The following is a 13,555-nucleotide window of genomic DNA, read 5'->3' on the forward strand; positions in this document are numbered from 1 at the left end:
GGCGAAAAAGACGTTAATTCGAAGCCGCCGCTGACGCTCAGCCAGCACTGGTCCGATTGGGAAGGACGACCGTTTCAGGCCGCTGATGGGACAGGCACACGCTGTCGCGGCCATTCCTTTTGGCTTTGTAGAGCGCTTCGTCGGCGCGGCGCATCAGCGGGTCCAGCCCTTCGTGGCTGGTGCGGGCGGCCACGCCGAAGCTCGCGGTCACTCTTGTCTCGGGCGGAAGCCCGTCGATTCGGCCCGCCGAATAGAGCGTGCGAATGGTTTCGGCATACAGTCTTGCCGCGCCAAGGTCGCTGAGCGGCAACAGCACGGCGAACTCTTCGCCGCCGACGCGGCCGGCAACGCCGCGCGCACCTGCAGCCGACAGAAGCTTGGCGGCGAAATCGACGATGACGCGATCGCCGGCCGCGTGGCCATGCTGATCGTTGAGTGCCTTGAAATGATCGAGATCGGCCAGCACCAGCGTAACCGGCAATCGCGCCGTGGCACAGTGCTGCAGCACCAGCGTGGCGCGCTCCTCGAAGCCGCGGCGGTTGAGCAGGCCCGACAGCGGGTCTGTCAGGGTTTCGGTCTTCAGGGCCTTCGTCACATCGAGCGCGGCGGCGCCAAACAGGCAAAGTGCAATAAGCAGCGACAGCAATGCATGCGACAGCAGCGCCGTCGTCCAATAGGAGGAGGTGTAAAGCCCTTCATAGCTGGTGAACGGCCCATGCGCGATGACGACGGCAAGGGTCCGCGCCAGGAAGTTCATGCCGGAAAGCAGCGACAGTACGAACAGGACCATTTCTGTCGGGCCGTTGTTGCGCACTGCGCGCAACTCGGCGGCAACAACCAGGCTGATGCCGCCGAAGCTGAAATTGATGGCAAGGATGCGCCAGGTGAGATCCGGCCGGGCAAAAAGAAACCACGAGAACGCGGCCAGTCCGCCGCAGGCCAGAATGCCGACCGCCGTGTAAGGCACGCGCCGCCCATAGCGCGCAATGACCGCGCCGGCGAGACAGCAAGTGGCAAAGGTGAAGCACAGGATCGAGATGAGCTTGGTGGGCGCCATACCGACAGGCAGCGTGAAATACTGGAGCAGGAAGCCTGCGGCCGAGGCCGAGTAGCCCGCCGCCAGCACGGCCAGATAGGGACGGTGACGCTGATAGAACCACAGCACGAGAAATGCAGTGCCGAGTGTGAGGGCGATGCCTGGATTGAGCAGCGCTATGAGCAGGCCGGTGTCCAAGCGCTGAAATTTCCCCTCGCTTCCCTCAGGAGACGTTAGAGCGGAAGCCCAAACAAGCGGTTAAGCGAAAGCGAATATACGACAGGTGCGTCGACGCAGCCGCTGGGCGGAACCGCGAACGGCGAGCGGCGTTTCACGACGGCAACCAGGAGACGCTCCGATGGCCGACACGATCATGCTGACCGATCACGATGCAATTCGCTCTTGGGCGGCGGCGCGCGCCGGCTTTCCGGCGATCGTCGACGTGTCGCCCGAAGCCGGAACGCAGCCCATGCTGAGGCTGGTCTTCGGCCAGCATGCCTATCAGGACCAGGATGAGCCCGAACGTCCGGTCAATGCCGGCGGCTATGAACTGGTCGAATGGGATGAATGGTTCAAACTCTTCGACGAGCGCCAACTGGCGCTGGTCGTTGCAAAGGACCAACCCGGCCGACGTGAGGGATTTCACGAATTCGTCAGGCGGCCCGGCTGAAGAATGCCCGAACCGCATTGCGGCTCGGGCACTCTCATATCCGACTGGGCGCGCCCTGCGCTATTTCCACTCGCGGATGTCGACGAAATGGCCGGCAATTGCCGCCGCCGCCGCCATTGCCGGCGACACCAGATGGGTGCGGCCCTTGAAGCCCTGGCGCCCTTCGAAATTGCGGTTCGAGGTCGAGGCGCAGCGCTCATGCGGCTTCAGCCGGTCGTCGTTCATGGCAAGGCACATCGAGCAGCCCGGCTCGCGCCAGTCGAAGCCGGCCGCGACAAAGATCTTGTCGAGGCCTTCGGCCTCGGCCTGTTCCTTGACCAGGCCGGAGCCCGGCACGATCATCGCGCTGACCCGCGGATTGACCTTCTTGCCTTCGATCACCTTGGCGGCGGCGCGCAGATCCTCGATGCGGCCATTGGTGCAGGAGCCGATGAAGACGCGGTCAAGTTCGATATCGGTGATCTTGGTGCCCGGTATCAGGCCCATATAGTCGAGTGCACGCTGCTTGGACGTGCGCTTGTTCTCATCAGTGATGTCGTCTGGGTTCGGCACGATGCCTTGAACCGAGACAACGTCTTCGGGCGAGGAGCCCCAGGAGACGATCGGCGGCAGCTTTGCCGCGTCGAGCACGACGACCTTGTCGAAATGCGCGCCTTCGTCGGACTGCAGCGTCTTCCAATAGGCGAGCGCGGCATCCCAGGCTTCGCCCTTGGGGGCGCGCGGCTTGTCCTTGACATAGGCGAAGGTGGTCTCGTCCGGCGCGATCAGGCCGGCGCGCGCGCCGGCTTCGATCGACATGTTGCAGATCGTCATCCGACCTTCCATCGACAGCGCACGGATTGCCTCGCCGGCATATTCGATGACATAGCCGGTGCCCCCGGCTGTGCCGATCTCGCCGATGATGGCGAGGATGATGTCCTTGGCGGTGACGCCTTCCGGCAGTGCGCCGTCGACGCGCACCAGCATGTTCTTGGCCTTGCGCTGGATCAGCGTCTGCGTCGCCAGCACATGCTCGACTTCCGAGGTGCCGATGCCGTGCGCCAGCGCCCCGAACGCGCCATGCGTCGAGGTGTGGCTGTCGCCGCAGACGATGGTCATGCCGGGCAGCGTGAAGCCCTGCTCGGGACCGATGATGTGGACGATGCCCTGGCGGATATCCTTCTCGGAATAATATTCGATACCGAAATCCTTGGCGTTTTTGGCCAGCGCCTCGACCTGGATGCGGCTTTCCTCGTTCTTGATGCCGAACTTTCGCTCGGGCGAAGTCGACACGTTGTGGTCGACGACAGCCAGCGTCTTTTCCGGATGCCGAACCTTGCGGCCGGTAATGCGCAGGCCTTCGAAAGCCTGCGGGCTGGTGACTTCGTGGACGAGGTGGCGGTCGATATAGAGCAGGCAGGTGCCGTCGTCCTGGCGGTCGACGACATGGTCGTCGAAAATCTTGTCGTAGAGGGTGCGCGGTGCGCTCATGTGCGTAAATCCGTCGATTTAAAAAGGGAAAGGGACGCCGGTCGGCCGGCGAAACAGCCTGGCGAGTCCGCCCTAGCGAAGTCGGCTGGTCAGCGCCCCGCAGACGCGCGCGGAAAATCGCGACGGCAGGCGTTTCCTGTCCTGCAGCACGAAACCTTTATAGGCCGGATCGCCAAAAAGCTCTTCCATGGCGCTGCTCATATCAATGTTTTGGCTTTTCAGCAATCGCGTCTGCCTTCGCAGGCGCTTCACAGCACCTCGAACACGAAGGTTTTCACCAGCGCGTCGGGCTCGGCGATCGCGTAGCAGCGGAACCATGGGCTCTCCTCGACCGGCCGCCATTTTTTCGCCTGCTCCAGTTCGCCAAACACGGCCTTGAACCCGCTGCTTTCAAACACCTGGTCACGGACCGTAAAGATGGCGTGGCCGCCCTTCCGGGTGATGCGCACCAGCTCATGCAGGCCCGACGCCGGCGCGTGGCTGATGGTGAACACGCCGGTCGAGAAAAAGGCCCGGAAATAGCCGTCCGGCCAGGGCAATGGCCCGCCGAGTATCGCCTGTTTCAGCTCGCTGTAGGCCTGCCGGCCGCCGGCGATTTTCAGCATGTCCTGCGACAGGTCGAGGCCGGCAACGTCGTGGTAGCCTAGCGCCTTGAGCGACGGCCCCGACAGGCCGGTGCCGCAGCCGGCGTCGAGCAGCGGTCCTTCGCCCGGCGGCACGTAGCGCGCCACCCAGGCGGTGATCAGGAACGGCAGGAGATAGCCGAGCGCCGCGGTTTCGCCGTCATAGGTCGCGGCCCATTGCGCATAGGCCTTGGCGAGCGCCTCAGGCGTGTCGGCCGTGTAGACCGCTTCAAGCGCCGCATTGGCCTTGTCGATGATCATGGGTCCTCCCCGGTCGCGTCCGCTCGATGGTAGCGCCGTTTTCGCCTGCCTTCTATTCCCCATGCTGGTGGCGCAGCCGCTTCTCCAGCGCCCGCATGGCCAGCGACAGGCCGACGGTCAGGATGAGATAGATATAGGCGACGATCGAATAGGTTTCGAAGAAGCGGAACGAGCCGGCGGCGTAGATCTTGCCCATCTGGGTGATGTCGGCGACGCCGAGCACCGAGACCAGCGAGGAATCCTTGACCATGGCGACGAAATCATTGCCGAGCGGCGGCAGGATGGTGCGGATCGCCTGCGGAAAGACGACCAGCCGGAAGCGCTGCGTGCGCGTCAGCCCGAGCGCCTTCGCCGCCTCGATCTGGCCCTTCTCGACCGCCTGGATGCCGGCGCGGAACACCTCCGAGATGAAGGCGGAATAGCCGATGGTCAGCGCCATGACGGCGCGCCATAAAAGCGAGACGTCGCGTACCAGCAGCTCACCGAAGAGGCCGGCGCTTTGCAGCGGCGCCGTCAGCGCGTTCCACGCTGCGACGAAGGCCGGCGCGCCGGCAAAGGCGATCCAGAACAACAGCACCAGCATCGGTACGCCGCGGATGATCTCGACGTAGAAGCGGGCGATCTGGCTGAGCCAGCGTGAGCCCGACAGGCCCATCAGAGCGACGCCGAGCCCGATCGCGCAAGCCAGCGCGAAGGCGACCACGGTGACGAAGATGGTGACGCCGATGCCCTTGGCGACGGTTGCGAAGACCTGGGCATAGAGGTCGCTGGCAACGATGAAGACGGCGGCGGCCAAGGCGATCGCCACGGCCACGGCAAGCCACCACGGGAAGTCGGATTTGGCCGAGGCGAGAGGCGGCGACGGCATCAAGCGGTACCGGTGACAGAGTCACGAAGGCAGCGTTCTGTCACACCCCCCTCTGGCCTGCCGGCCATCTCCCTCTCAAGGGGGGAGATCGGCAGCTTTGACCTCGCCGTCCGTTCTGCAACACTGAAAATTAGCGAAAACCGATGCGAAATCCGATCTCCCCCCTTGCGGGGGAGATGGCCGGTAGGCCAGAGGGGGGTGTACGAGCGCAGAGTCAGCGCGAGTTCCCGCGCACAATCGTCATGAAATGCGCGCAACAAGCGGGCCTACTGCCCCATCTTGTAGTCGAGGAACCACTTCTTGTTGAGCGCGTCGAGCGTGCCGTCGGCCTTGAGCGCGGCGATCGCCGCGTTGACCGGCTTCACCAGGTCGGAGCCCTTGGGGAAGATGAAGCCGAAATCCTCGGTGCCGAGCGGCCCGCCGATCAGCTTCAGCCCGCCATTGGACGCATCGACATAGCCCTTGCCGGCAGTGCCGTCGGTGAGCACGACATCGACGTCGCCGGCCTTCAGCGCCTGCACCGTCGCGCCGAATGTCTCGAACAGCTTTATGCGCGGGTTCTGCTCATTGCCGTCGAGCACGCTGTAGACGGCGGTGTAGAACGGCGTGGTGCCGGCCTGCGCACCGATCAGCCCGTCCTTGAAGGCAGCGAACGTCTTGGCATCGGTGAAGCGTTTCTCGTCGCCGCGCACCAGCATGAACTGTTCCGAGCGCATATAGGGATCGGAGAAATCGACCTTCTGCTTGCGGTCGTCCTTGATGGTGATGCCGGTCATGCCGATGTTGTATTGGTTGTCGGAAACCGCCTGGATCATCGCGTCCCACGAGGTGTTCTGGTACTCGACCTTGAAGTTCAGCCGTTTGGCGATCTCGTTCATCGCGTCATATTCCCAACCGATCTGCTTACCGGTCTTGGCATCGATAAACTGCAGCGGCGGATAGGCGTTTTCGGTCACCACCACCACTTTCCTGCCGCCAAGATCCGGCAGCGCCTGCGCCAGGGCCGCGATGGGCACGAGAAGGCAAGCCAGCAGGCCGGCCAGCAGCAGTTTCGATTTGGTCATGACACGCTCCCCAAGAACTGAACCGCCTCGATCGACCGAGGCATGCAGGAAATCCGGCGCCGACTTTAGCTTTCCGCAGGCGCCTTGCAAGCCGCTCCGATGCGCCGCTCGGCACGAAAATGAGTTCCAATGCTTTCAATGGCGGCATTACGGAACGATCCGTATCGATTGCGGACCGGCAAAATCGAATCCACCTCGCGAAACAAAAAGGCGGCCGAAGCCGCCTTTCCGAAACCATGGGTTTTGACGACGCCTTATTCGGCGGCAGCTGCTTCCGCGGCCTTGGCGGCCTCGTCGGCGGCCTTCTTCTCGGCGGCGTCCTGCGCGGCCTTCTCGGCGGCCAGCGCCTGGGCGGCGGCCACTTTCTCGGCCTCGATACGCGCCTTCTCGGCGTTCAGCGCATCGCGCTCTTCATCGTTGAGCTTGCGGGCGCGCACGCCGGTGTTTTCCGAAATACGGGCCGACTTGCCGCGACGGTCACGCAGATAGTACAGCTTGGCGCGACGCACCTTGCCACGACGCACGATCTCGACGCCCTCGACCATCGGCGAATAGACCGGGAACACCCGCTCCACGCCTTCGCCGTAGGAGATCTTGCGGACGGTGAAATTTTCCTGGAAGCCGGCGCCGGCGCGGGCGATGACGACGCCCTCATAGGCCTGGACGCGGGTGCGGGTGCCTTCGGTCACGCGGACCTGAACGCGCACGGTATCGCCGGGCTGGAATTCGGGAAGCTTGCGCTTGGCTTCGATCTTGGCGGCCTGCTCGGCCTCAAGCTGACGGAGGATGTCCATCTCAATAATCCACTTCTTGTTCTTCCGACAGTCAGAGCGTCCGACACTCGCCTTGCAGTCGCATCGACCGCTCGGCTATGCCCTTCGTTCGAGAACTTCTGTTCGAGAACATCGGGCAGGGGCGACTACACCGTCACTGTTGACGGGTCCGGGAGAATTTTCTTCCGGTTCGGCGCGCACATACAGCTATTTCGGCGCTTTGTCACGCCTTCGCTGGCTCTTTTTTGGCGCTGCTTCTTTTTGGCTGGCGCCGCTGTGGCAATCCCGTGATCGCTTGTGGTCCAGGGGGTTGCGCCCGCGCGTCAAGCTTTCTAAGCCGGAAGATAAGCATTTTTCCTCCAGCGACGACACCCCTCATGCCAATCTTGGACGCGGTCCTGCTCTTTCTCGCCGGCTTTCTATCAGGCGCGGTCAACGCCGTTGCCGGCGGCGGCACGTTCATAACCTTTGGCGCCATGACCCTGGCCGGCCTGCCGCCGATCGTCGCCAACGCGACATCGTCGGTGACGCAATTTCCTGGCTATATCACCTCGACGCTGGCCTATTGGCACGACATCAAGCATTTCTGGCGCGGCGCACTGCTGCTCAGCCTCATTTCGGCTCTCGGTGCGCTGTCTGGCGCGCTCATCCTTCTAGGCCTCGACAACCCGTCGTTCCGCGCCTTGGTGCCGTGGCTGCTGCTGGCGGCAACAGCGTTGTTCGCTGCCGGGCCTTGGCTGAAGCCGGCGCCCAAGCCGGAGCATGAAGCCGCCGTGGGTTCGCTGGTCGGGTCGCTGGCGCAGTTCGCCACCGCCGTCTATGGCGGCTTCTTCGGCGCCGGCATGGGCGTCATGATGCTGGCGACGCTCGGTCTCACCCAGTCCGGCGATTATCATCGGCTGAACGCATTGAAGAACATGCTGGCCGTGGTCATCGCTGCGGTTGCCATCCTGGTCTTCGTCTCTGGCGGCGTCATCGCCTGGCTGCAGGCGATCATCATGATCCCGGGTGGCGCGCTCGGCGGCTATGCCGGCGTCTGGATCGCCAGGCGCGTGCCGCAGAACGCGGTGCGCGGCTTCGTCATTGCCGTCGGCCTGTTCCTGGCCTTCTACTATTTCGATAAGGGCTGAGCGGCTAAAAGATCCGGCCGTCGCTCCTTCGTCAGCCTCTCCGCTTCGGCCCGCCGCCACGCCGCGATCTTGCTGTGATTGCCCGAAATCAACACTTCCGGAATCGGCCGGCCCTCGAATTCCTGCGGCCGCGTATAATGCGGATGTTCGAGCAGGCCGTTTTCAAAGCTCTCTTCCTCGCCCGATACCGCATTGCCCATCACGCCGGGCAGCAGGCGCACCACGGCGTCGAGCAGCACGAGTGCCGCCGGCTCGCCGCCGGACAGGATGAAATCGCCGATCGAGACTTCCTCGAGGCCTCGCGATTCGATAACCCGCTGGTCGACGCCTTCGAAGCGGCCGCAGACGATCACCGCACCCGGCCCGGCGGCGAGCTCACGCACACGCCGCTGTGTCAGCGGCTTGCCGCGAGGGCTCATCAGCAGGCGCGGACGTGGATCGCCTGCCGGCGAGGCATGGTCGATAGCGCTGGCCAGCACGTCTGCCCGCATCACCATGCCGGCGCCGCCGCCGGCCGGCGTGTCGTCCACGGTCCGGTGACGATCGCGGGCAAAGTCGCGGATCTGGATCGTTTCGAGCGACCAAATGCCGGTCTCGAGCGCGCGGCCGGCCAGCGACAGGCCAAGCGCGCCGGGAAACATCTCGGGATAGAGCGTCAGCACCGAAGCCGAAAAACTCATCGATTGCCTCCGGCGTCCCTCGGCCCGCGCGGCCGGCCCTTGGGGTCGAAGCTGTCGCGCTCGGCAGATTCTCCGTCCTCGTCCTCGACCAACCCTGCCGCAGCCGGATCGATGCGGACAAAGCCGCCGGCGATCGACACTTCCGGAACAGCGGCCTGCGTGAACGGGATAAGCACGCCTTTGCGCCCCGCCAGCGTCACGTCGAGAATGTCGCCGCCGCCAAAATTATGCACGGCGACGACCTTGCCGATAATGGCACCGGTGTCGTCCTTGACCTCCAGCCCGACGAGATCGGCGTGGTAGAATTCGTCCTCTTCGCCCTCATCAGGCAACACCGAACGGTCGACGAACAATTCGGTGCCGGCAAGCGCCTCGGCGGCATGGCGATCGTTGACGCCTTTGAAGCGCACCACCACGACGGTGTTGGCAGGCCTGATGTCGACGATCTGGAAGGCGCGGCCATCCCTGGCGTAGAGCGGACCGTAATCGGCCAGCGCCAGCGGGTCGCCGGTAAAGCTCTTGACCCGCAATTCGCCCTTGATGCCGTGCGCGGCACCGATCACGGCCATCTGGACGGGGTTTTGCGGTTTGCTCATCTGCGGAAAATCCTTTGCCTTGCTCTAACCCCAGCCCATCGTCATTTCAATGATGCCGCTCTTCACCGCTTCCTAACCCGCATGCCGGAAGATGGCCGGGAACTGGAAGAGCGCAATGCAGGAATTCCTCATACCGGCAAAGCCCGATCTTCAGGCGGCGCGCGAGGCCTGGCTGAAGATGCTGGCGCGCGAACGCCGGCTGTCGCCCGAAACCGTCGAGGCCTATGAGCGCGACACGCGCCAGTTCCTGCATTTCCTGACCAGCCATTGCGGCGGCTCGCCCGGTATTTCCGACATCGCCGATCTGCGCCCGGCCGATCTGCGCGGCTTTCTCGCTGCCCGCCGTGCCGAGGGCGCCGGCGCCCGCACGCTCGGGCGCGGGCTGGCCGGCATCCGCTCGCTGCTGCGTTTCCTGGAACGGCGCGGCCTCGCCAATGCGGCAGGTGCGGCAGCCTTGCGCGCGCCGCGGCAGCCGAAATCGCTGCCCAAGCCGCTGACCGCAAGCGATGCAAAACACGTCGTCTCGGTGGAAGGCCAACTGGCGGAGGAGCCGTGGATTGCCGCGCGCAACGCCGCCGTGCTGACTCTGCTTTATGGGTCCGGCTTGCGGATCTCCGAGGCGCTCGGCCTGTCGGGCGCCGATCTGTCCTCACCTGGTGATACTGTGCTGCGCGTCACCGGCAAGGGCGGCAAGACGCGGCTGGTGCCGGTGCTGCCGGTAGCGCTGCGGGCGATTGCCGAATACCGCCGCCTCTGCCCCTGGCATCTCGATCCCAAGGGCTTGCTGTTTCGCGGTGCCCGCGGCGGCCCGCTCAACCCGGCGATCGTCCAGCGCGACATGGCCAAGCTGCGCTCGGCGCTCAACCTGCCCGACACGGCGACGCCGCATGCGCTGCGCCATTCTTTCGCCACGCATCTGCTTGGGCGCGGCGGCGACCTGCGCACCATCCAGGAGTTGCTCGGCCACGCCAGCCTGTCGACAACCCAGATATACACCGGCGTCGACACCGCGAGGCTGCTCGAGATTTACGAAGCAGCTCATCCTCGTGCGTGATGGACGCTTGAATAGGTGACGATCTCGTAACAATTTTGATGCGCTGATTAACCGTTTTGCCGCTTTTTGCGCCTACGAGTGCAGCATGAAACGCCTCATCGCCATCGCCGACCGCGCGACCCAAGTGTCGCTGAAGCTGCTCGTCGCGCTCAACGCCCTGTTTTTCCTCTCCTTCCTCATCATCGCGCTGCTCGCCGCGGGCAAGGCGCGCGCCGAGACCCCGGTCTGCGCCGGTACCGATATGCTGAGTGCGCTGCAAAAGAACGACCCGGCTGGCTACCGTAAGATCGAGGCGGACGCGGCAGCAACACCGAACGGCAAAGGCTTGCTGTGGAAGCTCGAAAAATCAGGCGAAAAACCGTCCTTCCTGTTCGGCACCATGCACCTTACCGACCCGCGCGTCACCACGCTGCCACCCGCCGCGCAGAAGGCATTCGATGCAGCTGGCACCGTCGTCATTGAGACCACCGAAGTGCTCGACAAGCAGAAGATGATGGCAGCATTGCTGAAAGAGCCGGATCTGATGATGTTCACCGACAAGACGACGCTTTCATCGCTGCTGTCGCCGGAGGACGCGGCGGTGGTCGACAAGGCGCTCGACGCGCGTGGCATCCCGCCGGCGACCGTCGCCAAGATGAAACCTTGGTTGCTGTCGGCGATGGTGGCGCTACCAGCATGCGAAGTCGCCCGCCAGGCTGGCGGCGCGCCGGTGCTCGACGTCAAGCTTGCCAAGGACGCCGAGGCTGCGGGCAAATCAGTCGAGGGGCTGGAGACAATCGCCGACCAGCTGCGCGCCATGGCTTCGCTGCCGATCGCCTTTCACCTGAAGGGGCTGGTCGATACGCTGAAGCTTGGCGACAAGGTGAACGACGTCAACGAAACCATGATCGTGCTTTACCGCCGTGGCGACACTGGCATGTACGTACCGCTGTTTCGGGCTGTCGTCCCCGAACAGGTCGACGACCAATCGGGTTACGCCGAATTCGAGCAGACCATGATCACCAGCCGCAACAGGGTGATGGTTGATCGTGCAGCGCCGATCCTCGCCCACGGCAATGTCTTCATGGCGGTCGGCGCCATGCACCTTCCCGGAGCGCAAGGCTTGGTCGAGGGTTTCCGCAAGACCGGCTATACTGTGACTGCCGTCAACTGAACAACACGGCGGAGTTGCACACCGAATCATCGCCACGCCTGGGTCAACCCCTACTCGCGGCGCGACGGCGGACCAGCCGCGCTTCGTGTCAAGAAACTGAAAAAGGTTCGCTTTGGCTCGACCGAACCCATTTTGCGGTGGAAATGCATGCCTGCAGGCGATTCCGGATCAGAATTGCCCTGTTTTCGGCGTTTTCAACGCCTAATGTGAAACTGATTCAACGATTGTACGTTGATGGCTATTACTTGATGTTTTTCATCCACGGAGGACACTTTTATGGCGAACACACCCAATCCGAACGACCCATTCACCTCGCCGGGCACCGCACGGCCAAGCGGCGGCGGCAGCGGCTGGCTGATTGCCCTGGTCGTCGTTATCCTGGCAATTGTCGCCTATTATGTTTTTGGAAGACGTAGCGAGGCACCTGCGCCTGCCGAACCGCCCGCAGCCAGCACACCAGCTCCGGCCCCAGCGCCTGCCGAGCCGATGAAACCAGCCGAACCGGCTCCTGCGCCAGCTCCGGCAACACCCGCTCCGGCTCCCGCTCCGGCAGAGCCTGCACCCGCGCCGGCTCCGGCTCCGGCTCCGGCACCCGCGCCGGCACCGGCTCAGTGATCAGACTGCCGACTTAATATATGAACGGCCCGCTGAAAGGCGGGCCGTTTTGTTTTTGGGAGCAGCCGTCGATGGCTTCATCCCTGGGATGACGAGGCGCGGATGTTTCAGCCAATATCTAAGGTTTGCGATTCACCGCTCAGATATGGATCGGCTTGAAGAACGTCGCCAGTGCCGCCTCCTTTACCGCTTCCGACATTGTCGGATGGGCGTGACAGGTGCGGGCCAGGTCTTCCGACGAGCCGCCAAATTCCATCAGCACGGCCGCCTCGTGGATCATCTCGCCGGCGCCGAAGCCGACGATGTGGACGCCGAGCACACGGTCGCTGGCCTTGTCGGCCAGGATTTTCACAAAGCCGTCGGTGTGCAGCATGGCGCGCGCGCGGCCATTGGCGCTGAACGGGAATTTTCCGGCTTTGTAGTCGACGCCGGCCTTTTTCAATTCTTCTTCGGTCTTGCCGATCGAGGCGATTTCCGGCGTGGTGTAGACGACGCTCGGAATCACGTCATAGTTCACATGCCCGGCCTGGCCGGCGATGGTTTCGGCCACCGCCACGCCCTCGTCCTCAGCCTTGTGTGCAAGCATCGGTCCGGCGATGACATCGCCGATGGCATAGATGCCAGGCACGTTGGTCCTGAGATGGCCGTCGGTCTTGACCCGGCCGCGCTCATCGACGTCGACGCCGGTCTCCTTCAGCCCGAGAGCGTCCGAATAGGCCCGTCGTCCCGTCGCAATCAGCACCGCGTCCGCCTCGATCGTCTCGGCTGCTCCGCCCTTGACCGGCTCGAAGGTGACAATCGCTCCCTTCTTGGCCTTGGCGACGCCGGTCACCTTGGCGCCCAGCCTGAACTCAAATCCCTGCTTCGACAGCAGGCGCTGGAACTGCTTGGAGACCTCGCCATCCATGCCGCCCAGGATGGTGTCGAGGAACTCGACCACGGTGACCTTGGCGCCAAGCCGCGCCCAGACCGAGCCGAGCTCCAGACCGATGACACCGCCGCCGACCACCACCAGATGGCCCGGCACCTTGTCCAGCGACAGCGCGCCGGTCGACGAGATGATCACCTTCTCATCGAAATCGACCTTGACGCCGGGAATGCCGGCGACGTCGGAGCCGGTGGCGATGACGATGTTCTTGGTCTCGATCTCCTCGACCTTGCCGTCATCGGAGGTCACCGACACCTTGCCGGCCGCAACTACCTTGCCGGTGCCACGAAAACTGTCGATCTTATTCTTCTTGAACAGGAAGGCGACGCCATTGACGTTGGCCGTTACCGTCGCATCCTTGTGTGCCATCATCTTCCCAAGGTTGAGCTTGGGCGCGCCGATCTCGACGCCGAGCGCCTCGAAGGAATGGCCGGCCTCGGCAAACATCTCGGACGCATGCAGCAGCGCCTTCGACGGGATGCAGCCGATGTTGAGGCAGGTACCGCCGAAGGTCGGGTCCTTTTCGACCACCGCCGTCTTCAGACCGAGCTGCGCCGCCTTGATGGCGCAGACATAGCCGCCTGGTCCCGATCCGATGATAACGACATCATAGGCCATGATACTGTCCCTTTTG

General features: G+C 63.7%; 13 protein-coding genes. 4 read left to right on the forward strand and 9 right to left on the reverse strand.

All coding sequences use genetic code 11. From position 1 onward, the window contains the following. Positions 1–37: 37 nt before the first annotated feature. Complete coding sequence (locus tag NKH78_RS04325) at positions 38–1,234, reverse strand: GGDEF domain-containing protein (RefSeq protein WP_352508956.1); 1,197 nt, start codon at positions 1,232–1,234, stop codon at positions 38–40. 160 nt (positions 1,235–1,394) lie between these two features. On the opposite strand from NKH78_RS04325, the gene NKH78_RS04330 reads away from it, so the two are divergent. Continuing rightward, positions 1,395–1,706: a hypothetical protein gene (locus tag NKH78_RS04330; RefSeq protein ID WP_352508957.1), complete on the forward strand. Its 312-nt coding sequence runs from the start codon at positions 1,395–1,397 to the stop codon at positions 1,704–1,706. A 60-nt stretch (positions 1,707–1,766) separates the two neighbouring features. Here NKH78_RS04330 and leuC read toward each other — a convergent pair whose 3' ends face one another. The 5 genes from leuC to rplS all read right to left on the reverse strand — a co-directional run bounded on the left by leuC (position 1,767) and on the right by rplS (position 6,786). Further along, entirely contained in the window at positions 1,767–3,176 is a 1,410-nt protein-coding gene (leuC, locus tag NKH78_RS04335) for a 3-isopropylmalate dehydratase large subunit (RefSeq protein WP_352508958.1), read from the reverse strand. Between the two features lie 248 nt (positions 3,177–3,424). Further along, positions 3,425–4,060 carry a class I SAM-dependent DNA methyltransferase gene (locus NKH78_RS04340; protein WP_352508959.1) on the reverse strand — a complete coding sequence of 212 codons (636 nt, stop codon included), beginning with the start codon at positions 4,058–4,060 and terminating at the stop codon, positions 3,425–3,427. Between the two features lie 52 nt (positions 4,061–4,112). Continuing rightward, complete coding sequence (locus NKH78_RS04345) at positions 4,113–4,928, reverse strand: amino acid ABC transporter permease (RefSeq protein WP_254817833.1); 816 nt, start codon at positions 4,926–4,928, stop codon at positions 4,113–4,115. Positions 4,929–5,194: 266 nt separating this feature from the next. Further along, positions 5,195–5,992, reverse strand: a complete 798-nt coding sequence (locus NKH78_RS04350) for a transporter substrate-binding domain-containing protein (RefSeq protein ID WP_254817834.1) — start codon at positions 5,990–5,992, stop codon at positions 5,195–5,197. A 254-nt stretch (positions 5,993–6,246) separates the two neighbouring features. Further along, a complete protein-coding gene (rplS, locus tag NKH78_RS04355; protein ID WP_254817835.1) occupies positions 6,247–6,786 on the reverse strand; it encodes a 50S ribosomal protein L19 in 540 nt (179 codons plus the stop codon). Positions 6,787–7,142: 356 nt separating this feature from the next. On the opposite strand from rplS, the gene NKH78_RS04360 reads away from it, so the two are divergent. Continuing rightward, complete coding sequence (locus NKH78_RS04360) at positions 7,143–7,895, forward strand: sulfite exporter TauE/SafE family protein (RefSeq protein WP_023679781.1); 753 nt, start codon at positions 7,143–7,145, stop codon at positions 7,893–7,895. Here NKH78_RS04360 and trmD read toward each other — a convergent pair. Continuing rightward, positions 7,877–8,575, reverse strand: a complete 699-nt coding sequence (gene trmD, locus NKH78_RS04365) for a tRNA (guanosine(37)-N1)-methyltransferase TrmD (RefSeq protein WP_352701251.1) — start codon at positions 8,573–8,575, stop codon at positions 7,877–7,879. The genes NKH78_RS04360 and trmD overlap by 19 nt on opposite strands. Beyond that, the gene (gene rimM, locus NKH78_RS04370) at positions 8,572–9,171 is read right to left on the reverse strand and encodes a ribosome maturation factor RimM (protein WP_352701250.1); all 600 of its coding nucleotides are present in this window, start codon (positions 9,169–9,171) and stop codon (positions 8,572–8,574) included. The genes trmD and rimM overlap by 4 nt, the downstream gene beginning before the upstream one ends. A 115-nt stretch (positions 9,172–9,286) precedes the next feature. On the opposite strand from rimM, the gene NKH78_RS04375 reads away from it, so the two are divergent. Continuing rightward, on the forward strand, positions 9,287–10,225 hold the full coding sequence (locus NKH78_RS04375) for a tyrosine recombinase XerC (protein ID WP_352508964.1): 939 nt from the start codon (positions 9,287–9,289) through the stop codon (positions 10,223–10,225). Between the two features lie 85 nt (positions 10,226–10,310). Further along, positions 10,311–11,378 carry a TraB/GumN family protein gene (locus NKH78_RS04380; protein WP_352738339.1) on the forward strand — a complete coding sequence of 356 codons (1,068 nt, stop codon included), beginning with the start codon at positions 10,311–10,313 and terminating at the stop codon, positions 11,376–11,378. A 754-nt stretch (positions 11,379–12,132) separates the two neighbouring features. On the opposite strand, the gene lpdA is transcribed toward NKH78_RS04380, so the two are convergent. Continuing rightward, entirely contained in the window at positions 12,133–13,539 is a 1,407-nt protein-coding gene (gene lpdA, locus NKH78_RS04385) for a dihydrolipoyl dehydrogenase (protein WP_352738340.1), read from the reverse strand. Positions 13,540–13,555: the final 16 nt, after the last annotated feature.

Origin of the sequence: Mesorhizobium sp. M0910 (assembly GCF_040319465.1) — a bacterium.
Classification (GTDB): domain Bacteria; phylum Pseudomonadota; class Alphaproteobacteria; order Rhizobiales; family Rhizobiaceae; genus Mesorhizobium.